The organism is Bacillus sp. M6-12 (genome assembly GCF_002860285.1).
In the GTDB taxonomy this organism is placed as follows: Bacteria; Bacillota; Bacilli; order Bacillales; family DSM-1321; genus Peribacillus.
In genome coordinates, this window is the sequence record NZ_PGVF01000025.1 from 16,204 (window position 1) to 41,076 (window position 24,873).

23 protein-coding genes are annotated in these 24,873 nt (G+C 40.5%); 4 read left to right on the forward strand and 19 right to left on the reverse strand.

The genetic code is table 11. The features are described from left to right. Positions 1 to 93: 93 nt before the first annotated feature. The 5 genes from pepF to spxA form a co-directional block, all read right to left on the reverse strand. Positions 94 to 1,911 carry an oligoendopeptidase F gene (gene pepF, locus CVD28_RS22320; protein WP_101596822.1) on the reverse strand — a complete coding sequence of 606 codons (1,818 nt, stop codon included), beginning with the start codon at positions 1,909 to 1,911 and terminating at the stop codon, positions 94 to 96. Between the two features lie 50 nt (positions 1,912 to 1,961). Beyond that, a complete protein-coding gene (locus CVD28_RS22325) occupies positions 1,962 to 3,179 on the reverse strand; it encodes a competence protein CoiA (protein ID WP_180954277.1) in 1,218 nt (405 codons plus the stop codon). Positions 3,180 to 3,488: 309 nt separating this feature from the next. Beyond that, positions 3,489 to 5,000, reverse strand: coding sequence for a cardiolipin synthase (gene cls, locus CVD28_RS22330; RefSeq protein ID WP_101596826.1), 1,512 nt, complete (start codon positions 4,998 to 5,000; stop codon positions 3,489 to 3,491). 237 nt (positions 5,001 to 5,237) lie between these two features. Continuing rightward, on the reverse strand, positions 5,238 to 5,909 hold the full coding sequence (gene mecA, locus CVD28_RS22335; protein WP_101596828.1) for an adaptor protein MecA: 672 nt from the start codon (positions 5,907 to 5,909) through the stop codon (positions 5,238 to 5,240). 330 nt (positions 5,910 to 6,239) lie between these two features. Then, positions 6,240 to 6,635 (reverse strand): transcriptional regulator SpxA, encoded by a 396-nt coding sequence (gene spxA, locus CVD28_RS22340; protein WP_101596831.1) that lies wholly within the window; start codon positions 6,633 to 6,635, stop codon positions 6,240 to 6,242. Between the two features lie 509 nt (positions 6,636 to 7,144). Here spxA and CVD28_RS22345 point away from each other — a divergent pair. Beyond that, on the forward strand, positions 7,145 to 7,333 hold the full coding sequence (locus CVD28_RS22345; RefSeq protein WP_374702562.1) for a hypothetical protein: 189 nt from the start codon (positions 7,145 to 7,147) through the stop codon (positions 7,331 to 7,333). Between the two features lie 67 nt (positions 7,334 to 7,400). Here CVD28_RS22345 and CVD28_RS22350 read toward each other — a convergent pair whose 3' ends face one another. From CVD28_RS22350 to CVD28_RS22375, 6 genes are all read right to left on the reverse strand, one after another. Beyond that, positions 7,401 to 8,606: a putative glycoside hydrolase gene (locus tag CVD28_RS22350; RefSeq protein ID WP_101596836.1), complete on the reverse strand. Its 1,206-nt coding sequence runs from the start codon at positions 8,604 to 8,606 to the stop codon at positions 7,401 to 7,403. 416 nt (positions 8,607 to 9,022) lie between these two features. Continuing rightward, on the reverse strand, positions 9,023 to 9,964 hold the full coding sequence (locus CVD28_RS22355; protein WP_101596838.1) for an ABC transporter ATP-binding protein: 942 nt from the start codon (positions 9,962 to 9,964) through the stop codon (positions 9,023 to 9,025). A 1-nt stretch (position 9,965) separates the two neighbouring features. Next, positions 9,966 to 11,009 (reverse strand): ABC transporter ATP-binding protein, encoded by a 1,044-nt coding sequence (locus CVD28_RS22360; protein ID WP_101596841.1) that lies wholly within the window; start codon positions 11,007 to 11,009, stop codon positions 9,966 to 9,968. A gap of 17 nt (positions 11,010 to 11,026) precedes the next feature. Further along, positions 11,027 to 12,055 (reverse strand): oligopeptide ABC transporter permease, encoded by a 1,029-nt coding sequence (gene opp3C, locus CVD28_RS22365; RefSeq protein ID WP_101596843.1) that lies wholly within the window; start codon positions 12,053 to 12,055, stop codon positions 11,027 to 11,029. Beyond that, complete coding sequence (gene opp3b / locus CVD28_RS22370; protein WP_101596845.1) at positions 12,055 to 12,984, reverse strand: oligopeptide ABC transporter permease; 930 nt, start codon at positions 12,982 to 12,984, stop codon at positions 12,055 to 12,057. The genes opp3C and opp3b overlap by 1 nt, the downstream gene beginning before the upstream one ends. Before the next feature lie 133 nt (positions 12,985 to 13,117). Continuing rightward, entirely contained in the window at positions 13,118 to 14,860 is a 1,743-nt protein-coding gene (locus CVD28_RS22375) for a peptide ABC transporter substrate-binding protein (RefSeq protein WP_101596848.1), read from the reverse strand. Between the two features lie 389 nt (positions 14,861 to 15,249). On the opposite strand from CVD28_RS22375, the gene CVD28_RS22380 reads away from it, so the two are divergent. Both CVD28_RS22380 and trpS read left to right on the forward strand, forming a co-directional pair. Then, positions 15,250 to 15,600 (forward strand): DUF3899 domain-containing protein, encoded by a 351-nt coding sequence (locus tag CVD28_RS22380; protein ID WP_101596851.1) that lies wholly within the window; start codon positions 15,250 to 15,252, stop codon positions 15,598 to 15,600. A 128-nt stretch (positions 15,601 to 15,728) separates the two neighbouring features. After that, on the forward strand, positions 15,729 to 16,715 hold the full coding sequence (gene trpS / locus CVD28_RS22385; protein ID WP_101596853.1) for a tryptophan--tRNA ligase: 987 nt from the start codon (positions 15,729 to 15,731) through the stop codon (positions 16,713 to 16,715). Between the two features lie 358 nt (positions 16,716 to 17,073). Here trpS and CVD28_RS22390 read toward each other — a convergent pair whose 3' ends face one another. From CVD28_RS22390 to CVD28_RS22405, 4 genes are all read right to left on the reverse strand, one after another. Further along, positions 17,074 to 17,829: a YjbA family protein gene (locus tag CVD28_RS22390; RefSeq protein ID WP_101596856.1), complete on the reverse strand. Its 756-nt coding sequence runs from the start codon at positions 17,827 to 17,829 to the stop codon at positions 17,074 to 17,076. A gap of 259 nt (positions 17,830 to 18,088) precedes the next feature. Further along, complete coding sequence (locus CVD28_RS22395; RefSeq protein WP_101596858.1) at positions 18,089 to 18,877, reverse strand: DUF2268 domain-containing protein; 789 nt, start codon at positions 18,875 to 18,877, stop codon at positions 18,089 to 18,091. 286 nt (positions 18,878 to 19,163) lie between these two features. Further along, complete coding sequence (fabF, locus tag CVD28_RS22400) at positions 19,164 to 20,402, reverse strand: beta-ketoacyl-ACP synthase II (RefSeq protein WP_101596860.1); 1,239 nt, start codon at positions 20,400 to 20,402, stop codon at positions 19,164 to 19,166. A gap of 42 nt (positions 20,403 to 20,444) precedes the next feature. Further along, positions 20,445 to 21,377, reverse strand: coding sequence for a beta-ketoacyl-ACP synthase III (locus CVD28_RS22405; protein ID WP_101596863.1), 933 nt, complete (start codon positions 21,375 to 21,377; stop codon positions 20,445 to 20,447). A gap of 193 nt (positions 21,378 to 21,570) precedes the next feature. Between CVD28_RS22405 and CVD28_RS22410 the strand changes: the two genes are divergently transcribed. Next, a complete protein-coding gene (locus CVD28_RS22410; RefSeq protein WP_101596865.1) occupies positions 21,571 to 21,801 on the forward strand; it encodes a hypothetical protein in 231 nt (76 codons plus the stop codon). 77 nt (positions 21,802 to 21,878) lie between these two features. Here the strand turns inward: CVD28_RS22410 and CVD28_RS22415 are convergent, their stop codons facing one another. The 4 genes from CVD28_RS22415 to CVD28_RS22430 form a co-directional block, all read right to left on the reverse strand. After that, a complete protein-coding gene (locus CVD28_RS22415; protein WP_101596868.1) occupies positions 21,879 to 22,067 on the reverse strand; it encodes a ComZ family protein in 189 nt (62 codons plus the stop codon). 13 nt (positions 22,068 to 22,080) lie between these two features. Further along, a complete protein-coding gene (locus CVD28_RS22420; RefSeq protein WP_101596870.1) occupies positions 22,081 to 23,034 on the reverse strand; it encodes a BMP family ABC transporter substrate-binding protein in 954 nt (317 codons plus the stop codon). 143 nt (positions 23,035 to 23,177) lie between these two features. Then, positions 23,178 to 23,987: a hypothetical protein gene (locus tag CVD28_RS22425; RefSeq protein ID WP_101596872.1), complete on the reverse strand. Its 810-nt coding sequence runs from the start codon at positions 23,985 to 23,987 to the stop codon at positions 23,178 to 23,180. 106 nt (positions 23,988 to 24,093) lie between these two features. After that, positions 24,094 to 24,822 carry a hydrolase gene (locus CVD28_RS22430; RefSeq protein ID WP_101596875.1) on the reverse strand — a complete coding sequence of 243 codons (729 nt, stop codon included), beginning with the start codon at positions 24,820 to 24,822 and terminating at the stop codon, positions 24,094 to 24,096. Between the last annotated feature and the right edge of the window lie 51 nt (positions 24,823 to 24,873).

Below are 24,873 nucleotides of genomic sequence, written 5' to 3' on the forward strand. Positions count from 1 at the left end.
CCCTTTATTTTTCCCATGAATACCCGCTCTCAGGGCCGGGAATCCAAGGGGAAAATTAATGCTATCATATTTAATGGCTTTTTCCGGTTTTATCTATACTTCAAGAAGCTGTTCCATTTCTGTTAGTTTTTCTTCGAATACTTTAAGTGCTTCTCTAATTGGATCAGCTTTTGTCATGTCGACTCCCGCTTTTTTCAGCACTTCAATCGGATAATCGGAGCTTCCAGCTTTGAGGAATTCCAGGTACCGGTCTACAGCCGGTTTGCCTTCCTCAAGGATTTGCTTGCTTAAAGCGGTGGCAGCGCTGAATCCTGTCGCATACTGATAAACATAGTAATTATAATAGAAATGCGGAATTCGTGACCACTCAAGACCGATTTCTTCATCAATAACCAAATCATTGCCAAAATATTTCTTGTTAAGGTCATAATATTCCTTTGTCAATAAATCAGGAGTTAGAGCTTCTCCATTTTGTGCTTTTTGGTGGATCATATGCTCGAATTCAGCAAACATTGTCTGACGGAATACAGTTCCTCTGAAGCCTTCCAGATAATGATTCAATAAGTAGAGGCGCTTCTTCTCATCCTCTATGGTATTTAAAAGGTAATCATTCAACAGGTTTTCATTGCAGGTAGATGCAACTTCCGCTACAAAAATTGAATAATTTCCGTATGGATATGGCTGTGTTGCTCTCGTATAAAAGCTGTGGACAGAATGGCCGAATTCATGTGCCAGCGTAAAAAGGTTATTGACGTTGTCCTGCCAGTTCATTAAAATATACGGATTTGTGCCATACGCCCCTGAAGAATAGGCACCACTGCGTTTGCCTTTATTTTCATGCACATCCACCCAGCGGTTTTCAAAGCCTGATTGCAGCACTTTATTATAATCCTCTCCTAGCGGAGCCAAACCCTTCAAAATAAGTTCCTTTGCCTCATCGTAAGGCACTTCCATCTTTACTTCCTTAACCAATGGAGTAAATAAATCGTACATATGGAGTTCATCCACCCCAAGGACACGCTTACGCAGCGCTACATACCGATGCAGCAAGTGAAGATGCTCATTTACAGTGTTGATAAGGTTATCATAAACGCTCTCCGGAATATTGTTATCACTAAGGGCAGCATGGCGGGCTGAAGTGTATTTGCGCACACCTGCATAAAAATTATCCTTTTTTACAGTCCCAGCTAAAGTGCTTGCAAAAGTATTACGATACTTACCATAAGTCTGGTAAACTGCTTTAAATGCATCTTCACGGACACGGCGGTCTTCACTTTCAAGGAAACGGATATAACGGCCATGAGTAACCTCGACCTCGTTTCCATTCTCATCCTTGATGGATGGAAACTCAAGGTCAGCATTGTTCAGCATCCCAAAAGTATTACTTGCTGAATTCAATGCCTCAGATGCCTGGGCGAGTAGAGCTTCCTGTTCAGCCGATAATATATGCGGCCGCTGCAGTGCAATTTCCTCCAAGGCATGCTTATAAAGAGCAAGTTCAGGCTTTTCCTTCAAAAATTGTTCAATCGTCGCCTCTTCTAAAGAAAGCAGCTCCGGAACAATATAGGAAAACCCGCTTGCTGCCTGCGAATAAAGATTTTTTGCACGATCATCAAGACCCTGATAGTATGAATTCGCTGTATCCTGGTCATAACGCATATGGGAATATGTATAAAGCTTACCAAGCCGCTCCATGATCTGATCCTGAAATTGAAGCGCAGCAAACATCTTTTCTGCACTTTCCTCCAGCGTTCCTTTAAAAGATTCAGCCTTTTTAATTTCCGTTTTTATTTCATTAAATTCTTTTTCCCAATCATCGTCTGTTGCAAATATATCCTCCAGCCTCCATGTTTCCTCGACTGGTACTTCATTACGTGCAGGCAAAGCCTTTACAGCAGCATTTTGTGACATTATAAATCCCTCCATTTATCATTATTCAAACACTTTTTGCCCGGAAAGAATCACTGCAGCAATGGAAAGTAATCAGAAAAATCGTGGACCTTGGTTTGCCAATGGTTTTTTAGGATTACATTCCATTTAAGGGAAAACTCTTTTTGCTCATCCTTTGTTTCCAGTATAGTAAAATCCTTTCTTTTTCTCCAGGCGGAACCACTGATTTTCTCCATATAGCCGGCCGTTTCCAGAAGCTCAAAATACTTTATTACAGGTATCCAAGGATGAACAGCTTCCATTAGAGGAAAACTCCTTAGACGAATATCTCCTTTATTAATATGCCTTGAAAAGCATTTTTTGACTACACCGGCTGAAACGATTCCATTTACCGGAACCTTCTTAAACGTGCCTATATAGATAAGGGCTTGCCACTGTATTGCTGCTGTTTCAATCAAATGAGATCCGGAAACAGGGATCCCTATTTCAGCAGGCAGGGAAGCCGGAGAAAGACCGCTAGTGTACAATTGAAAAAGAAAATTTTTATGGATGGAACCATGGGTGGTTATCGCCATAAGCCATCGTTCCCGGCTTTTCCACCATTCATTGAACCAACTAGGAGTTTGTAAAGGAAGAGTCATCTTAGGAGGTAAACCGTCAAGATAAAAAGCAGCAAATTCACCAAGCCACTTTCTTGATGAAATGGATGATAAATTCCTGCGAATAAACAAACGGTTTTCGAGAGGACTATACGAGAGAAGATAAGGAGCTTCAGCTGTGCCTTTCATAAATAAAGAGGTAAAGGATGTAATGTTAATACTGAACCCTGAATGATGTTCCAGCCATTTTTCTGATAACAGCCAAACAGGGAAAATTCCGGCACTTCGATAGGAATTTGTCCGTTTCTCAAATTCAGCCTGGCTGATGGACGAACACTGAAATTCAATTGCATATTTTATGTCTCCTATTATCGCTAATATATCAGCTCTCTGTCGGATCTCAGGAAGGTAGCATTCAAGCTCAGCGTAAATGCCTCTTGACAGGAGCCAGTTAAAGAGCTTTCTTTTCCCAAGTAAATGGTATAGGGACTCAGGTTCAGAAGAAGCATTGCAGCCATGATTACTCTTATGCGCAAAGTGGGGAATTTTGATGGAGCCAGCCTTGAGGATAAGACCGCCATTACAGCAGGGGCAAAAAAAATTTCCTTTCCTTATTATTTGAAGCATATCGGATGGGGCGGTAACCGGCAGGGTAAAAGTGCAGCCTAATGCATCCTTTGCAGTTAACAAAATATCACCTCCTTTTATATAAACATTCAACGGCTTTTTGGAAAATCCTTTATTTAATAAAGAGGATGTTTGAATATATCCGGGAAAATTATTTTTTTCATGGAGAGCTTTGCTTTAACTTCTAACGTGCATTGAAATGAGAATAAGCATAAGCACCTGCTTACAAAAAAAGGCGGGATGAGCGAAGCTAAGCAAGAAATTTCAGTAAATATTTATTAATTTCTTTTAGTTTTCTTATGCCAAACATTCGCTGCAGCGTCGCCCTTTTTCTGCAAAAAAAGCCGCTTGCTGCCCAGTCAGCAAAACGGCTTATAAAAGCGGTGAGAGCAGTCTGCAGGTCGATTCCATGACCTTTAAACCTAAGTTTCGCTTTTTGAATGTTTCAATATGAAGTTCTCTCGATACAAGCAGATCATTTAAGTAGTCATTTACCAATTTCTGCGTGCTGCCTGTTTTATATAGGAAGGCATTTACTTCAAAATTCAAGTGGAAGCTTCTCATATCCATATTAGAAGTCCCTATAGATGCAAGCTCATTATCAACAATGATAATTTTGCTATGCATAAAGCCTTCCTTGTATTCAAAAATCCTGACGCCCGCTTCAAGCAGCTCTGGAAAATAGGATCGGGAGGCATGAAATACAATTCGCTTATCCGGGTTATGCGGCACTAAAAGCCTAACATCAACACCACTAAGAGCTGTTACCTTTAACGCCTGAAAAATATCTTCATCTGGGATGAAATATGGGGAAGCAATCCAAACAGACTCTCTTGCAGATGTAATCATGGAAAAAAAGATGCTTTTGATGACACTCCACTCATTGTCAGGGCCCCCGGCAATCATTTGGACACCGCCATGGTTATGTTCTATCGGTACACTTGGCGACAGATACTCATCCGTTAGAAAACTATGGTCAGTGCTGTAATACCAGTCTTGGAGGAAGATGAGCTGCAGCGTCCTGACTGCTTCTCCTTTTGCCATAAGATGTGTATCTCGCCAAAATCCGTATTGCTTGTTTCTTCCCAGGTACTCATCCCCCACATTTAAACCGCCGACAAATCCAACAGCACAGTCAATGACAATGATCTTACGGTGATTTCGGAAGTTGAATTTGTTATTTAAAAACGGAAGCCGAACCGGTCCGAAAGCTACAATTTCGACACCTGCATTGCGTAAATCATTGATGTACTGCTTTGTAAGTGTCCATGCACCGACCGCATCATATAAGAATCTGACTTTAACACCGCTGCGTGCCCTCTCAATCAATACTTCTTTTATGTCACGTCCAATCTGGTCATCACGCACAATATAGTACTCAAGATGAATGTGATGCTTCGCTTTCTTTAACTCTTCAAGGATGTGGGAAAACGTTTCATCTCCGTTCGTTAAAACTTTCGTTTCTGTTGCAAAGGAAATCGGGCTTTGTCCGAGACGCTGCGCCAGCCTAAATAGATTTTTCTGATGCTCGCCCATTCCGCTGATTTTTTCTTCGCTTACATCACGCTCACCCTCAATGCTGAGAAACGCCTGCTTGTCCAAAAAGTACTTCTTTCGAAACATTTTTTCTTTGCGGAAATTTTTCCCGAACAGGAAATAAAAAATGAACCCAAGGAGCGGAAAAGCACCAAAAACAATCAGCCATGTCAGCGTCTGCGTTGGATGCCTGTTTTCAAGGAAGATAACAAACCCGATAATTACTAAAGAAAAGGTAAGAATGACACTGAAATAACCAACTACCCCTCCTTGGATATTATCTTTAAAAATGTACCAAACTCCAACTAACAGGGTAAGAAATAACAGTATTCGTACAGTATTTTTCATAATCCACCTCAAGGCATACCATCTTTGTACACTTCATATACCCATAAATTTTAAAGGGCTACCATATCAGCTGAAACAACATTAAATAAAGCTGCCTGTTTTTTTGCTTTTGTTTTACGTCCGGGATATTACATAACTCATGAAGCACTAGAAAAACCTTGCCGCAGTTGAAGATGACAAGGTTCTCATGGGACGTATTCCATAGAGTATTCCGCTTTTTCAGAACGTCCGATTATATTAAGAAAAGTATTTTCTTGTTGTTTCAAAAACATCTGACTCCATAACAGTTTTTCCATATTCCTGAAGACGGTGCACCGTAAGATGTGATTCCTGGCTATATTCCAGCAGGACGCTTAAGACATCGTCAATTTCATCTTCCTCTATCTCATCTTCATTAAACTCAACGTACAGATAATATTTATTTTCAAATGCAAACAATTTGGTATTGAGTTCCTCTAACCCGTTTCGGTTGCTTAGGGCAATCAAATCTTCAAAATCATTAAAAACTGTGATGAACTCAAGTGTTCCGTCCTCAAATTGAATGCCATTAGACTCGCTATGCTTCGTTTGAAAATGCTGGTCAAGAAGAGACTCGATTTTCTCATCGACTGGAAGGTCTTTAAGCTTCTCATCTGTCAACGGAAGCTCAAGCTTTTGGCCATCCCTCGAGAGCTGGGCCTTGGTAACCAGTACTTCAAGACCTTTGTCGAGCGCCTGAACCTGGATCCATAGCGGACCTTCTACCATGAATTCTTCTTCCTGATGGACTTCATCCATCATTTCCCAGAATAGTTCTTCGCTTCTTTCGCGGTTATACCAGATTTCTTCGCGGTCAAAGCCTCTTTCTTCTATATCGATATAAGAAATATAAAACTTAACAGTATCATCGTTGATACGTTCGATTTCCATGCTGTCTCTCTCCCTTCTGCTTCGTTTTGAAGGGATAATTACCCCTGAGCAACGGATTGCTCTTTCTATATGTTTACCCCTGAGAGCTATATCATAATCACAATCTGTGTGTAAATAATTGTATAGTAAGTTACACTTATATTTTATGACAAAATTCTGAAATAGGGAAATAAAAGTGATGAAGTTTAAAAAAACAATTGTTTGCCTAATATTCCATTAATATTACTGAAAAATAAAGCTTATTGCAAATGTTTTGCCCCTTGGGGTAAATTAAGCTGGGAAAGCTCAATATATAAAAATCCTTGCCAGGAACCTGGCAAGGATTACAATTTAATTTACCATGCGCTGTGCTTCTCTAAGCTGGAACGTACGGACTTTACGAGGCAGAAATCTTCTGATTTCATCTTCATTGTAGCCCACCTGAAGTCTTTTTTCATCAAGAATTATCGGCCTTCTTAGCAAGCCGGGGTTATCCTTAATAATTTTATAAAGCTCCTGTAAAGGAAGAGATTCCAGATTCACATGAAGCTTTTGGAATGTCTTTGAACGGGTTGAAATAATTTCATCTGTACCGTCCTCAGTCATTCGGAGAATTTCTTTAATTTCATCAATTGAGAGCGGTTCAGAAAAAATATTTCTTTCTGAATAGCCAATCTCATGTTCTTCAAGCCATGCTTTTGCTTTTCTGCATGATGTACAGCTTGGTGAAGTATACAATGTTACCATGAATCACTCACACTCCCTTAATATAGAATCAGCGATCTATGATGGGAAAACGTATTGGTTGTCTATTAAGTATCCATCTTACTTTGAAATTAATTTAAATAAGGAATTTCTATTATTATTATACACCAAATTTCCAATAATGAATACCCTTTTTAAAAAATGTAAAAACACCAGTAAAATCAAGCATTAAGCCGACAATAACAACTAAAGGGAAATTTATATAACACATTTTTCATAAAGAATTTCAATTGAAAATTACTGCCTAACTTTCTCATTTACATGTACAATACATTCCTATTCTGATCTGCTATTCCTGACTTTCTTTATATACCCAAATCCATACTGTGTAAACCCGTAAACTTAATCTTTAATATCAATTCTCTTTTCATTTTAAAATTCCTCTATTCTGATGAAAAAGTTTCACTTTCCTTCCAGATTTATTTTTAATAAAATGAATATATATGGGAATTTTTATTAGTCTATGGTGCGTTTGCACTAAAGGGGGATTAATGGTGACTGGATATATTGCGGATGTAACAATGGTAGCCCTGCTTATTATCGGTATAACTGCTGTTATGGGAGTTGTAACGAACGGAATTGGCGAAAAGCTGTTTGGCGGCAAAAAATACACGGAATTTACTGAGCCGTCCGAGCGTGTCCAAACTGGATGGAAAAACGTTGGAGGAAAGAAAAAATAGCCGTATATACATAATAGAACCTACAGGAAAAGAAACCCTTCATCGAGGGTTTCTTTTCTTATAAAGATTATGGAGTGTAATCAACATTTTCGGTGTACTTATTTGAAGCATTCCACAGAAGATATTCCTTTATACCGTTTTCATTCAAGGCCTTAATTTGCGCCTCCACTTCCGCTTTTCCATACTTCTTATAATTGCCGCTGCCCAGATAGCTTGCAGTAAAATCCTGAAGCCATGGGCGGGAAATTGGGGGTGTCTTTAGCTTAGAAAGCTTTTGCTTTTCCAGCTTAGCATAAGCCTGTACGAGTTTATACGGCTCTAAATCAGGCTTGGCAATACCAAAGTAGGATGTCCAGTGGCTTGGATAGATCATCGAAGAAATAATATCAACATTTTCAGAAATCTTTGAGAAATTTTGTCCGATCCCTGGCGCTTCTGGCAATGTGGCTGTATAGCCAAATATGTCTACAGACAATTTTACTCCATATGGCTTTAGTTTTTCACGGGCATATCCTACGAAATCAGTTACAGCTTTTACGCGTTTTTGGGTGTTATCCATTTTTATGCTGGCATAATTACCCATGCTGTATCCCAAAGTTTTATCCCGTTTTTCAAACCCCTCTGGGAAACGGACATAGTCAAATTGTATCTCCTGGAAGCCCATTTTAGCTGCCTCTATTGCTATCCCTACATTGTAATCCCAAACCTCTTTCAGAAATGGGTTAACAAAGGATTCTCCCCTGCCATTAACCCATACCTTGCTCCCCTCTTTATAAGACCATTCCGGCTTGGCATTCGCAAGGTAAGTGTCTTTAAACACAACTACCCTTGCTATAGGGTATATTTGCTTTTGCTCAAGCGTTTTAAGCATCTCACTCGGCTTTTTAATATAATTCTTGCCAATTCCAGCATAAGGAGACTTTGGATCCTCCGGCTTATATGTAATATTTCCCCAATCATCTTTAACGTCTATAACCATTGCATTCAAATCGTTCTTCCCTATATAATCGACAAGCTTGGCAAATTTGCTGCCTCCCGCAGAATGCCCCGTAACATAAATCCCTCTTACCGCATCAGGGTACTTAAAGGTAAAGCCTGAATCATATTTAAACCGCGGGATGATTTCGGGTAAAGTTTTCGCTGCTAAAGCCATTTGTTTTTGCCCGTGTTTTGAATTCTTAAGCATTTCCTCTGCCTGAACAGGCAATGCAGTCCCCAACAGCAAACTGGATGCTGCCAGTCCAAAAGCAGCCCACTTTTTTACACAGTGCATTCCGGTGTCCTCCCATTATGTTTCTCATATTCTTCTATACTACTGGCTTGTCCTGCCGCCTGACAACCAGCCAATACACTGCTATGTATCTACCCTTAATGATAAATGAATATACCCGCCGCAAACAATATATTTAAAGATCGGACTATAGAAATACTTTTAAAAAAACAGCTAAAAATTTTAATGAATTAAAAATTTTTTTACTTTCAGGTTGCAATCCTGTGTTTAATACTCCAACTCAAATAGGGTAATAATAAGGCAGTTAGCCCTCAATAAGGGCTGTCTGGGAGGTAGTCAAACGATAAGCTTCCAAAGTGAGTTTACATTTTTAATCAGATTTTTCGATGCCGAACTATCGGCGCAGCTCCGTCACTTTTCAAAGAAAAACGACCTCCTATATCAGAGGTCGTTTTTTATTATTTCGCGTATTGCTTCTTAAGCTGCTGGGCTTCTTTTTCTGAACAAAGCACAAAGTGCCCTGGCGTAATTTCGCGCATTTCCACGTTATCACTTTCAGTATAGTTGTGTACGCTAGGATTATAGGAAACTCTTTTTCTTGTCCGTTCACTTTCCGGATCCGGAAGAGGAATTGCTGAAAGGAGTGATTGAGTATATGGATGCATAGGTCTCTCATATAATTCATCACTTGTTGTCAATTCAACCAATTTACCGAAATACATAACGCCAATTCGGTCACTAATGTACTTAACCATGGAAAGGTCATGGGCGATAAATAAATAAGTCAGCCCTTTTTCCTTTTGAAGCTGCTTCATCAGGTTAACTACCTGTGCCTGAATGGAAACGTCCAAGGCAGAAATGGGTTCATCGGCAATGATAAATTCAGGCTGTACCGCAAGGGCACGTGCAATACCGATACGCTGGCGCTGTCCTCCAGAGAATTCATGTGGATAGCGGTTCGCATGTTCTCTATTTAATCCTACTGTTTCCAGCAGGTTGTATACGCGTTCCATTCGGTCTTGAGGGGATTTGGCAAGGCCGTGTATATCAATCCCTTCTGCAATGACATCGGATACTTTCATCCGAGGGTTCAATGATGCATATGGATCCTGGAAAATCATTTGCATTTTTCGGTTAAATTCTTTTAGCTGGCTTTTTGATTTCTTGCCATGTACATTTTCACCATTAAAATTAACTTCTCCGTCTGTTGCGTTGTAAAGACGGATAATCGTGCGGCCAGTCGTTGATTTACCGCAGCCAGATTCTCCAACCAGACCAAGGGTTTCCCCTTTATAAATATCAAATGATATATCATCAACAGCCTTAACCATAGAAGGCTTTCCTACATTAAAATATTGCTTCAGATTTTTGATTTCCAGCAGCTTTTCTTTTTGTACCATATTATTTAACCTCCTTGCCCACAGGGAACTGTCTCTGTCTTCTTCTGACAGCTTCAGGCGGCTCTACCTTTGGAGCATCCGGATGCAGCAGCCATGTTGCAGCATAGTGTGTATCCGACACTTTAAACATTGGCGGCTGTTCTTCAAGGTCGATTTGCATTGCATATTGATTTCTCGGTGCAAACGCATCGCCTTTTGGTGGATGCAGCAGATTTGGCGGTGTACCCGGAATCGCATACAGCTCCTCGTCTTTCGCATCAAGACTTGGCATTGAGCTGATCAATCCCCAAGTATATGGATGCTGCGGGTTATAGAAGATTTCATCAACAGTTCCGATTTCAACGATTTTACCGCCATACATTACCGCAACCCTGTCTGCCACATTCGCTACTACCCCTAGATCATGTGTAATAAAAATAATGGATGTATCAATTTTCTTCTGCAAATCCTTCATCAATTCAAGAATTTGGGCTTGAATGGTAACATCAAGTGCCGTTGTCGGTTCATCTGCAATCAATATTTTTGGATTACAGGCAAGAGCAATGGCAATAACAACCCTTTGTCTCATACCGCCGGAAAATTGATGCGGGTACTGCTCAAAGCGCTTTTCTGGCTGGGGAATCCCAACGAGTCGAAGCAATTCAATTGCTCTTTCTTTAGCACCTGATTTACTCATGTTTTGATGCCTTACAATTGGTTCCATTATTTGTTTACCGATTTTAATAGTAGGGTTAAGAGATGTCATTGGATCCTGAAAAATCATGGAAATATCTTTCCCTCGGATTTTTTGCATCTGCTTATCGCTTAACTTGGCTAAATCTTTTCCGTCAAACATCATTTGACCTTTTTTTATCTCTGAGTTCCCCGGTGGCAAAAGCCTCATGATGGACTTAGTTGTAACGGATTTTCCTGAACCGGATTCTCCTACAATCGCAAGTGTTTCCCCTTTGAATAAATCAAAGTCCACACCTCGGATAGCTTGTACTTCTCCTGCAAATGTATGAAAGGAGATATTTAAATCTTTCACTTCTAAAATCTTTTCCACAAAATCCACCTACCCTCTTAATCTCGCATTTTCGGATCCAGAGCATCCCGTAATCCGTCCGCAAGCATATTGAATGCTACCATGATAATACTGATAACAATGGCTGGAATGATCATTTCATGCGGATGCAAACGCAATACTTTGTATCCTTCCTCAATGAGTGTTCCGAGTGATGCATTAGGAGGCTGAAGTCCTAAACCGATAAAGCTCAAAAAGGCCTCGAAGAAAATGGCGTTTGGAATCGTAAACATCGTATTGATGATGATTACACCTGCTAGGTTGGGCAAAAGATGCTTAAAGATAATTCTCGAGTCTGAGTTCCCTAGCGTCTTGGAAGCGAGAACAAATTCTTGTTCTCTCAGTTTAAGTGTCTGGGCACGAACAACACGGGACATCCCCACCCAGCCGGTAATTGACATAGCAATTGTTATAGAAATAATCCCCGGTTCGAGTACAAGGATCATAAGTATTACGACTACCAGTGTCGGAATCCCGATCAGAACTTCGGTAATCCGCTGCATCACATTATCCAGACGGCCTCCGAAATACCCGGAAATCGCACCATAGGCTACACCGATGATCATATCGATGGTTGCTGCCAAAAAAGCAATATATAAGGAAACCTGAGTACCCTTCCAAAGACGGGTAAATAGGTCGCGGCCCAGAGGATCTGTACCAAACCAATAATATTCTTTTACTTTTCTATCTTCATATGGATGGACAACATTGCCGTTTGGCATCGTCTTTTCTCCGTCAAATGGCAGCCAGCTAACATTTTCCAGTCCCGGAATCTTTGGCGGAAGGTTGGCATGGGTTACATTCTGCGTGTCATATTCCTTGCCGCTGATAAGCGGACCGACAAAGGCCATAATGATTAACAGGACCATAACCACAAGGCTGACTACGGCTGCTTTATTTTTGCGCACGCGCATCCAGGCATCCTGCCAGAAGTTCAGGCTGGGCTTGTTGATCTCTTCGCTTTTGGAAGAGTCAATAATGGCGGGTGCGAATTTTTCTTTTGGTAGTTTTTCCAGATTCGTTGCCATTACTTTTTACCTCCTGCAAGCCTGATACGCGGATCAATGACTCCATATAAAATATCGACGATCAAAATGATAATGACAAATAATGCAGCAAAAAACAGGTTTGTCCCCATAATGACATTATAATCGTTAACCGCAATGGATTTAACGAATTGTTCCCCGATTCCGGGTATGGCAAAAATTCTCTCAACAACGAGTGAACCGGTCATCATGGAAGCCGTTAATGGGCCCAGTACTGTTACGAGAGGGATAAGAGCATTTCTCAATGCATGTTTAAATGCAATATCAAAATAGCTCGCACCCTTTGCTCTGGCCAGCGTGATATAGTCGGAACCTAAGATTTCAATCATCTCAGTCCTCATAAAACGGGCCGCAATCGCTATTGGGAACATCATTAATGCAATCGTTGGCAGAACAGTGTACTCTGGTCCCTTCCAAAAGAGAACAGGGAACCATCCTAATTTAACGGCCACGAAGAATTGCAGCAAACCAGCAAATACAAAGTTAGGGATGGCCTTCCCGATTACAGCAAGGAATGTCGAACCGTAATCCACCCATGTATTCTGCTTTAAAGCGGCAAGAACCCCAAGGACCATACCGATAATCGAACCAATGATCATCGCCTGAAGGCCCAGATGGATTGATGGTCCTATACGATTGGCAAGCAAATCACTTACAGGTGTATTTCCAAATTGAAAGGCAATACCTAGGTCACCCTGGACAAGGTTCCCCAAATATTTTACATATTGAACGGCAACAGGTTCATCCAGGCCGTACTTTGCTTTCATAATTGCCAGCTGCGCAGGGCTAAGTTTATTTGCACTGGCAAACGGCGTTCCGGGGATTAGCTTCATGAGGAAGAACGTTAAAGAAGCAATGACAAATAAGGTAACGATCATATAGAGAAGCCGTTTTAGCAAATATCTTATCATACTGCCCACCTCCTAAAAATTTTTAAAAAGTTTGACAGTTTCTTTTACAGGGAAAAAGAGAGTATATCAAGATATATACTCTCTTTTCATCTTCTAAACTATTAACTATTTAGAAAAGAAAACTGTCTTTTTATTACTCACCAGCAACTGTAGTCCACTTGTAGCAATAGTCTGGACCGTAGTCGTAAGAAGCTACATCCTTAACTTTTGGAGCTTGAAGGATAGCGCTATTACGCTGGTAAATTGGTGCGATTGCTGCATCTTGCTCAAGAAGGATCTTTTCAGCTTGCATTAATGATTTGTAGTACTCTTCAGGCTTTCCGCCAAGTTGAGTAAGTGCAGTTTTGATTAGCTTATCATATTCTGGGTTAGAGTAGCCCATTCTGTTGCTTCCGCCGCCAGTAATAAACAAGTCAGAGAATGTCATTGGATCGCGGAAGTCAGGACCCCATCCAGCAACTTGAATATCATAATCTTGTGCATTGTCACGCTCTAGGCGTACTGCGAAAGGAACACTTTCAACCTTTAGTGTCAAACCAGGAAGGTTCTTTTCCAATTGGTTCTTGAAGTATTCAGCTGTTTTCTTAGCGTTTTCTGTGTCATCTCCAAGGAAACGAACTGTAAGTTCTTTAAGCCCAAGCTCTTTCAAACCTTTTTCCCATGAAGCTTTAGCAGCTTCCACATCATACTTAAGGAATTCGCCGTTCACTTCGCGCCAGTCTTTTCCGCTTGCAGGATCAGTAACGAATTCTTTTGGCATTTGGTAGTTAGCAGGCAGGGAACCATTGTTCAATACGCTTGCAACAAATGCTTCTTTGTCAAAGCCTTGTGCGATTGCTTTACGGATATTAACGTTTTTGAATGCTTTATTTCCTTCGCTGTCTCCAGATTTTTTACCGCCAGTTTGGTTCATTTTCAACCAGAAAACTGTTTTTTCCAATTCGTTAACCAAACGGTCGTCGCCTTGGTATTGCTGTACAAGGTCAGAAGAAAGCTTACCTGTAATATCAACTTCACCAGCTTCAAATGCGTTTACAGCAGAAGCAGGATCTTTTACTGAGTTAAAAGTCATCTTAGCTAGTTTAACTGTGTCTTTATCCCAATAGTTTTCGTTCTTCTCAAGAACCCACTCAGTATCTGATGGGCCATCCCAGTCAGTCATAACAAATGGTCCGTTGTAAAGAAGGTTGTCTTTATTAGTCGCGTATGCATCGCCTTTTTCTTTCACGAACTTTTCGTTGATCGGATAGAAAGTAGGGAATGCGAACAAGTCGGCCCAGTATGGGATTGGCTGTTCAAAAGTTACTTCAAGTGTTTTATCGTCTTTTGCTACTACAGCTAAAGATTTAACATCGTAAGGCTTTGGCGGCTCAGCAGAAGCTGCATCAGTGATTGCCTGCGCACCTTTAATTTTTCCACCCATCATATATGGGCCATAAGGAGAAGCAGTTTTCGGATCGATCGCACGCTGCCATGCATAAACGAAATCATGAGCAGTAACTGGCTCACCATTAGACCACTTAGAATCTCTTAATTTAAAAGTAAATACAGTTTGGTCTTCGCTGATAGTAGGTTCTCCATCAGAAAGAGCAGGAACCGGCTTGTTATCCTGGTCTAGACGGTACAGACCCTCACCTACGTTGTTTATGTAAGTGAAACTTGTAGATCCTTCAGCAAGTGAAGTATCCATTGTTGGAATTTCAGAAGAATCAAATACTTTAATTTCCTGAGGTACATCACTAGCAGTTTCGCCAGCATTTCCGCCTTCGCCTTTACTCTCATTCGTTTTACTAGTCTTATCTCCGCTACATGCAGCAAGGAATAAGCTGAAAACAAGTGTGAGAATCAAAAGCAAAGAAAATTTTGACTTTTTCAAATTCAGACACCCCTTCTTTTTTAAAAAAATAACTACAAGGACTATTATACAAGTTTTCAGAAATTTGTACATAAACTTTTTTAAAAAAGTTTACGAAATTGTAACGAATTCCTGTAATTTCTGCAAAAAAGCTGTCTGTTTTTTTTACAAAAACCCTTTTTACTCAGTAATTTCACGCTTTAGGGCGTTACAGTCCCAATCAAATATTTACCATTCCGAAATATTGAATGTTCATGTTTTCACTAATCCACATACCACTAAATTCCATAAAATCCTATTCTTATATAGCAAATAGAGACAGGGACTGTATTTTCTCTCTTTTTTTCTGTATACTACTTTTCATAATAGCAAAAGATGTCAAAAATTATCAATAAGAGAGGTTATCCATATTGATAAAAATCGCCAAGTGGACAGGGATTATGATTGCCTTAGCATTAGCTGCTTCATTACTTCTGTACAAAAGTATTTCATTGCTTTACTTCATCGATATTCTTTTTTACATTTCAGGGGCCTTACTGTTATTCTCTCTGTTGACCTTAGTTGTCCGAAAAGGATTCTTTGATGCAATGTTCTATAGCTTCAGGAAGGTTTTTGGCCCGCAAAAAATTGGCGGTGATCTTGATGAAGAAGACATCCCTCTTCTTTCCAGCCTTATAGGATTCGAGTACGCAGGGACATTTTTAGTTGGTTTGTCACTTCTGGCCATCATGCTGGTCGCCCTGTTTATCTATTATTTATGATCAGGCGCCAAGCATAATGGAAAAAAGTGAAAAATTATTAGCAGTGGAGCCTTCCTTCATTAATGTTTTAAAATGATATGGCAGGCAATAATCAAATTCATATGAACGCATTGGAGAGTGACTTACAGTTGAAACGGACTTTTTCAGGCATTCAGCCTACAGGCTCTGTAACTTTAGGTAATTACATAGGAGCTATGAAACAATTTATTGACCTTCAGCATGAATATGATTGCTTTTTCTGCATCGTAGACCAGCATGCCATCACTGTTCCACAAGACAGGCTAGAGCTTAGGAGAAATATCCGCAGCCTTGCAGCTTTGTATCTTGCAATTGGAATTGATCCTGAAAAAGCAACGATCTTTATTCAATCAGAGGTGCCAGCCCATGCTCAGGCAGGCTGGATAATGCAATGCAATTCCTATATCGGCGAACTCGAACGAATGACTCAGTTTAAAGATAAATCAGCGGGCAAGGATGGAGTATCCTCCGGTTTGCTGACCTATCCTCCTTTAATGGCAGCGGACATTCTTCTATATCAGACTGATGTTGTCCCTGTCGGCGAAGACCAAAAGCAGCATATGGAGCTCACAAGGGACCTGGCAGAAAGATTCAATAAAAAATACAACGATATCTTTACAATTCCCGATATTCGCCTGCCTAAATATGGTGCAAGGGTTATGTCGCTGCAGGAACCGACAAAAAAAATGAGCAAAAGCGATCCAAACCTAAAATCCTTCATTACACTTTTGGATGATCCAAAGCAGATCGAAAAGAAAATAAAAAGTGCGGTAACCGATTCAGAGGGCATTGTAAAGTATGATAAAGAAAATAAGCCTGGTGTATCCAACCTGCTCTCGATTTATTCAATTTTTAGCGGCAAGACAATAGAAGAGCTTGAAACGGAATACGAAGGAAAAGGATATGGTGATTTTAAGGCTGGGTTAGCCCAGGTGGTACTGGACGAAATTACTCCAATCCAGGAACGGTATTACAGGTTTCTTGATTCAGCTGAGCTTGACGAAATCCTTGACCGCGGTGCTGACAGAGCGAACGCAGAGGCTAATAAAATGGTCCGAAAAATGATGAATGCGGTCGGTTTAGGAAGAAAAAGATAATATGCCCGATGAAAAGGAATGAGGCTTACACCCATTCCTTTTTTTCTTGCGTATAATTTGCCTGAGCAATAAAGTCAGATGTGCCCTCAAGTTAATCTTGCCGTAAGGGCCGATAATCTATCCAAAAATATACCTCACTAAATTACTGTGCTTCCCCAATATGGTGTTCACCGTTCCATCATGTTTTTTATCCGAAATCCTCAATATCTTTCCAAATCTTAATTTTATCCGACGAAATCCAGTTCATTCCGCCGTTTTTTTATTTAGCCGCAAAGGAAAAGAGATGCCCGATTGCGGGGCACCTCTCTATTTATACTCTGCCTTTAATTTTTATCCAATCAAGCACCGTTCATGTCAGTTATAACGTAGAAGTACTGTCTCCGACTTCCATTTCCCACAGCTTTTCAAAAAATGGCTGCCCTTTTACAAGGTTTTCACAAAGCTGGATATGTTTCCCTGACCAGCCCTCTTTAGCCTTATCGTAAAGTTCTTTCCAAGCCTGTTCGAAATCAAGATCCTGAATATAAGCATATTTTTCAGGTGACCATTCCGTATACCAATAGCGGATTTCTGCTGCATTTTTTGAAGTCAACAACCCATCGAGCGCCATAAACAGGAGCTGCTTCAGCTGTCGTTCCTTACGTGTAAGGCCGTTCATAAATTCAGGTGATGGCGATAAAATGTGATATTCTTTTCCAGCTGTCGAGTCTTCAGAGAATTCGTAGTCCGCCAGCGGATGGTTTTCGACCATTTCATAAACCAGCTGTTCCTGACGCGGAATAAGCCTGCTTTTACGGATAGGGATATGATAGCCAATAGTATCCACTGCTAATATACCGACGCCATCTGTTACAACAAAGCAATAATCTAACTGTGTCCGTTCATGATTTTTTCTGGAATATGCCTTTTGGTAAACATCATTCAGTAGCTTTTCCGGCAATTCAAGCAAATCATTTTCAATGTAGTTAAATAAAGGAGACGAAACGTATACAAGCGGAACCTGGTCAAGCAGTTCAATGCCGTCTTCCTTTCTCCATTCATGAAAGTGGCATACATTATAACCATTTTCTTCTCCTTCAAACCAATTAACCCAGACATCATGGAGATATAGCATCATTTAACCCCTCACTAACATATAACTGTTTGTCCATCAGTATAGGCAGGACAGGCTAATTTTATTCCTATATTTACTAACCATGGCACATTTAATAATGCGATTTCTTCAATTGAATCAGTAAAAAACAGCTAAATGGCCAAAAACTTCAATATTGCTTTCCAAAGTATGCTTTCTGCTCACATATACTATATGAAAGAGAACCTTAATTATGTGACTTGGCAGTTTTACGCTTCTAAATGGCCGACCTTATTCCCAGTCATTTATCAGGCTGAGCATGCTTTAAAAATTCATTTAGATAAACCTTTGACATCGAACGGAAAGAATCTAGATTCTTGATCTCCTTGTTGCAATTTACAATCGTATAGCCTGTGCAGTATCCCAGCATGATAGGTTTGCCGTTTGTACCATAAAGCAGTTCGTCATGTAATGGATCATTATTTTTAACATGAAGATTATTTTTCAAATAAGGTTCATAAAGTTTCCGGATTGTTTTTTCATTGTATAAGGAAGTCCATTTTGCCAGATATTCCGGACCCACATGTTCTTTCACAGCTTGCTCTGCCAGCCCTTCCATCACCATTGCATCAAGTAAAGTATAATCTTCTTCATTCTTTTTGAATGTGTTTAACCGGCAAACATGGTGATATTCATGGACGAACAGAGCTTCCAGCTCTTTATCTGAAATGGACGGATTTAGAAAGAGGAATAGTTTATCGCGAAAGGCTAATCCTGATTTATTTTCCATTCTTCTGCTAAAAATTCCTTTTGGCTGTAAAGGAAAAATTAGAACCGGAATATCAGGTCCCTTCCATGTTGACTGGTATGAATGAAGAAATTTGGCTGCCAACTCCCAAACATTCCGTTTCATCAACCCTTCCAGCTGTCTTTTCATGCCCTGTTGTTCAATATACATCCCATGATTTCTTAAATGGGAATATAGCCTTCTTGGATTTTCCTCATTAAGCAGCTCCTGAAAATAGCTGCAGATATCCTTTTGGCTTACTTCTTTTCTTTCCAGCCACTCAAAAGTGTTAATTACAGCCATTTACACACCCCATTTTTATAAGTGGTCTATTATATGCACATTTGGAAAAAAGAGCTCCTGAAATGAGCAATGATTGTTATAAAGGCTACACTGCCAACCCATGCATGTAAGCAGTTAGCACTGCTTACATACTAGAGTCAGGGTGAGCGGAGTTTTAGGTGATTTTACATTTTATTTAATTAGGTTTTCTTATTCCGAACAATCGGTGCAGATGTCACCCCTTTACCACAGAAAAAAAGCCTTATCGCTCCCAGCTTGGAAGTGAAAAGGCTTTTTGTGGAATTGTTTATTCAAACTTTTTAAATACTATCGTGGCATTGTGTCCTCCAAAACCAAGGGAATTACTCATGGCTCCAGTAATCTTGCCTTTGCGGGCTTCATTAGGAACATAATCCAGGTCGCAATCAGGATCTGCTTCCACTAGGTTAATAGTTGGGGGCATAATACCGTCCCGCATTGCCTGAAGAGTAAAAATAGCTTCCACACCGCCAGCAGCCCCAAGCAGGTGTCCTGTCATTGACTTGGTTGAGCTCATGCCCATATTGTAAGCATGATCGCCGAACACTTTCTTGACTGCAAGTGTTTCAAATTTATCGTTGTAAGGCGTGCTGGTTCCGTGAGCATTGACATATTGAATATCTTCTGGCTTCATCCCTGCATCATTTAAAGCCATCTGCATTGCTCTTGCTCCGCCTTCGCCTTCAGGGGCTGGGGCGGTGATGTGATACGCGTCCCCGGTAGCACCGTAGCCCACGATTTCAGCATAAATTTTTGCACCGCGGTTTAATGCATGCTCCAATTCCTCAAGCACAACAATACCCGCACCTTCCCCGATAACAAAACCATCGCGGTTCTTGTCAAATGGGCGGCTTGCTGTTTCTGGATCCGGATTGGTTGAAAGGGCCGTATTTGCACAGAAACCTGCTACAGACATTTTTGTGATAGGGGCTTCAGCACCGCCGCTAACCATTACATCTGCATCTCCGCGCTGAATAACCTTAAATGCATCACCAATTGAATTTGTTCCAGTGGCACATGCCGTAACCGTACAAGAGTTGACTCCGCGAGCACCAAGCATGATCGATACCTGTCCCGTTGCCATATCAGGTATGATCATCGGAACAAAGAAGGGGCTTACACGCTTGTAGCCGCGATTGAGGAAGATCTCATATTGATTTTCAAATGTTTCCATGCCGCCAATCCCTGAACCGATCCATACTCCAACCCGATCAGAATTCTCATCGCTAATCTCCAGATTTGCATCCTTAACAGCCATCATGGAAGCGGCTACCGCATAATGCGTGAACCGATCCATCTTACGGGCATCCTTACGGTCAATATACTTTTCTATATCAAAGTCTTTTAGCTCTGCTGCCACTTTTGCAGGATATTCATCCTTATTTAGCCTTGTAAGCGGCCCGACACCCGATTTTCCTTCAATAATGGCGGCCCAGGTTGTTTCCGCATCATTTCCTAAAGGAGTAACTGATCCAATTCCTGTAACTACTACTCGACGGTTATTCATTATTCCCTTCTTCCTTTCGTTCGCTTTTAATGTACGAAATAATTATTTACCCCATCTTAGTGCAATTGCACCCCAAGTCAGGCCTGCCCCGAAGCCGACCATAACGATTAAATCATTATCTTTAATCTTGCCCGCTTCCAATTCCTCTACTAAGGCAATCGGAATAGAGGCTGCAGATGTGTTTCCATATTTGTGGATAGTCTTTGACATTTTTTCAGCAGGCAGCTCCAGACGTTCCCGAGATGCTTCCATGATCCTAATATTGGCCTGATGGGGAACAAGGAGATCTACGTCTTCTTTCTTTAAGTCTGCCTTTTTCAGGACATTTATGCAGGATTCACCCATTTGACGGACAGCAAATTTATAAACTTCTCTGCCATTCATCTTCAAGTGATCCTTGTGGTATAAATGGTTTCCGCCTGAACCATCTGAACCCAGCTCAAAAGACAGGATTCCTTTTCCATCCGAAACTGGCCCCATTATGGCTGCACCGGCACCGTCACCAAACAGAACGGCTGTGTTGCGGTCATTCCAATCAGTGATTTTAGATAGCTTTTCTACACCAATAACCAGGACGGTTTTATACGCACCAGACTGGATAAATTGTCCTCCGGTTACCATACCATACATAAAACCGGCGCATGCGGCGCTGATGTCCATGGCGGCTGCTTTTTTCGCACCCAGTTTTTCCTGGAGAACGCAGGCCATTGATGGAAATGGCTGATCTGGTGTTACAGTAGCGACGAGAATCATATCGATATCTTCCGCGTCTATTTTTGCATTCTCAATCGCCTTTAACGCAGCTTGGTATGCCAAATCAGAAGTATCCATTTCGTCGCCGGCAATTCGGCGTTCTTCAATTCCAGTCCTTGTTCTTATCCATTCGTCGGAAGTATCCATTACTTTTTCAAGATCTGCGTTGGTTACAACTTTCTCAGGCAAATACCGGCCCATGCCCCAAACTCCAGCATTCATTTTAGGCAACCCCTTTATAATTAAAATAAACAAACCGAATTATTATCAATTATTATGACTTGGTACTAATTTTACCTAAATTTACACTTTCATGCAATACTTTAATCTCAACTATCGAAGAAGGACAAGTGCCTGCTCAACTTCATCCATGCTGTCATATTCTAGTAAAAAATAGATTTGGGAGTGTTGCAGAGTGGTTTTTTTTAGCGGCAAGAATGACAATAGACACCAAGACCGGCTCAGCCAAATGATGTTCGGCAGCAGAAGGGCAGGTAAGAAAGAATCGGATATCCAAAGCTTGATTTCAAATATTAATTATATGGAGCTAATGGAGCATGTAGATACAATTATGAATACTTATTCGGAATTTAAACCTGTAATTAAAAAGTTCAACCCGATGATTAACCGTTTTCTAAAAAAGTAAGTAGAACTTCATCCAGGCTTTGTAAATCAATCAAAAAACCTTGCCCGTTCCAGCTGGCAAGGTTTTTTATAAGATAACTATTCTTCTTTTAATGCATCCTGTTTACCAAGCTCATAAGCTTCAGTCATTACCTTTTGGAACAGCTCGAGGAATGGCTGCATCATTTCCATAGAAAATTCAATGCCAGCTTCGTCCATTTTTGCTTTTGCCTCAGGAAAGTATTTCATTGCAATCGTCATAAACTCCATCGTTTTATCCTGGTTCATTAGTATCGCTCCTTCATTCATTTGGCAGTTTGCCCGTTTTTATATACCTTTTGATATGGTTGTCCATTTGCTTTTGAAAGGCTTTATCTACAACAGGGCTATAATCCCCCATAGATATTACACCATCCTGAAAATCAAAATACAAATTTCCTGATTTTAATTCTCCGTCATTAAACTTTTGGGCGGCCAATTCGTAAAGAATGTCCACATGCTGCACAGTACTTGTTAAAACAGTTGTTTCTCCAAGATCCTTCTGATCTGAAACAAAGCCGATTGCATACAAGCCTTTTTCCTTTATTTTTTCAATGACAGGCACGTTAAAACCATCGCCGGCCGGATAAACTACATCCGCCCCGTTTTCCAGCATCTTCTCGAGAAGCAGGAGCGCCTTTTCAGAATGGTCCCAGTTGTTCACATATTGGATATCAACTTCAACATCATCATCCTGGAACTTTGCCCCTTCGTAAAAGCCTTCAACCTCCGGCTGCCACTCAAATGCTGCAATTACACCGACTTTCTTTGATTTAGACATTTTCGCTGCGACCATTCCGCCGAAAAAGCCCATCGCGTTCGATTCAAAGCTAAGGCTAGTGGTATTCCGTTCCCTTGCATCTCCGTTAAAGGTGACAAAATGGATATTCTTATATTCACTTGCCAGCTCATTAAAAATTTCTGTATAATCATTCCCATGCCCAATAATCAAGTTGACGCCTTTTTCATCAAAGTCTTTCACAGCCTGTTCTACGATTATATTAGAAACCATTCCTTCCTTATAAAAAACATCAATTCCAAATTCTTCTTGAATTTTCAGCAAGCCTTTATAGCCTTTTGTTCCCCATACTTGATCATGGATCGTTTCAGGCACTAGAAGTCCCACTTTTTCAAGTTTCCCGCTGTTTAGCGGTTTTGCACAGCCGGTAAGCATCATAATAAACACAATGAGAACCGAGACCGTATTCTTAAACATTTTTCGCAACTCCTTCAATAAATGAACCCGTCCTTGAAATAGGATAACAGGAAATCGTTTACCTTTCAAAAAATAGGCAAAAAGACCCCCCCTAAACTCCTTCGCAGATTAAAAAGGTATTTTATTGAAACTTGCTTTCTGCGTTAGGTATCCTGAAGCCTACGGTGTTCCCTCTGGATCCATATTCCTTCTTTTGGCGAGGTTTTATTTCTAAGTATATAGCTTATATCCTCCCTTTTTATCTGATTCTTACAGGTTGTGCTTACACTGGAAAGCTGCTTTTCATTGAACAGCTGTTTGGCGCAGTTAATCCATTGGTCCTTTTTAAGACTTTTCACTATTATTCTCTTTTCCGGGGAATCTAAGATTTCCTTTAATTCGTTAAGGAAATCAGTTATATAGACGGCATCCTCAGTATATTCTTTATTTAATGCTTGAGCCACTTCATGTTCAGACTTCCCTCTTATTCCTGCTTCAAATGACATACTCTCAGGCTGCCAAGGTCCATATATAGTTGGCAAAAATATCCATTTATCCAGCATTATCTCAAAGTTACTGTATATCTCCAGCATGGAGGAACCCTGTTCTCCTGATTCATCCTTATTTAGAGGCCAGAAAAATAGAATCCGAGGCTGCTTTACCTGTAAAGCCTTCCATTTCTGTGCAAGTTTTTGTATTTCCGCATAAACATCAGTTGGATTATTGCCTTTCTTTAGATAATCATACACAAAAAAGTAAATGACAGTATTCTCAGATATTGAATCAAGCATCTCCGCTTGCTTCTGATAACAAAAATTTGCATTGCGGCCTATTTCCAGCATTTTTCCTTCATACTCTTCTCCCATGCTTCCATCCAGGGTTGTACCGATTACTTCCAGTCCATCCTCCAGCAGATGTTTACTGACATGAAAGCCGAGAAACTCATAAGCACCAATTACAATCGCATCGGCCATTGTAAAAACCTCCTCGCCGTTCCCCCTGTATATTTTTAATGAATCTTACCTTCCTGTCTTATGCTTTGCAGTATGGTATGCGTCAAGTAATGCTTTTATCCGTAATTTATAGAGTGTTTTCGTATTTTCTGAAAAACCCGCATGCTTCCGAAGCTATCTTATACCGTTTTTCAGGCATTAAATATTGGATTTCAAAATTCACGCCATTTTTTAAAGAAGTCTGTTCCATCATTTTATAGATCAGGGAGGATGCAGTTTCCCCTCCTCCTATAATATGAATAATTCTTAATGGGACGGTTCCCCGCCATTCGATACTATTCGTATCAAGTATCATCTCTTCCATTTCCTTGGCTTTCATCCCGTATGCAAAAGCCGCTTCTTGTATCCATTTTTTATAAAAAACCTTGTTTTGCTGTTCTTTCCTCAGGCAATCTCTTAAGGAAAGAAGAGGATTTAAAAAAACGGCTGATCGTACGCGCTCCTCCAAAAGTTCAATTAGTTTTAAAGCTGTTAATGCTCCCATCCCCTCTGCCAGGATATGAATCTTTTCGTTTAAAATTTCGTTTTTCATTATTATGTGATATAAGCGCAGAGCCAAATAGGAAGCCTTGGGACTTCCCCAATTAGCTCCATACAGGTTGGACGAATACAGTGTATATCCTTGCGTCTTTAAATGGTGAACAATTTGCAGCCTTCCAGGATGTGTGGACCAAAACGCTCCGCTGCTGTTGACATAATGGGTTCGATCGCCAATAACAAGCACAGAAAATCCGCTTGGCTTGCTTGGGTAATAGATGATATTCCATTGTCCATCCATTTCAAATATGCGTTCCATCAGTAGTTGAACTCCTTTTTGGGAAATACTCATATTAATGTATGTATGTTC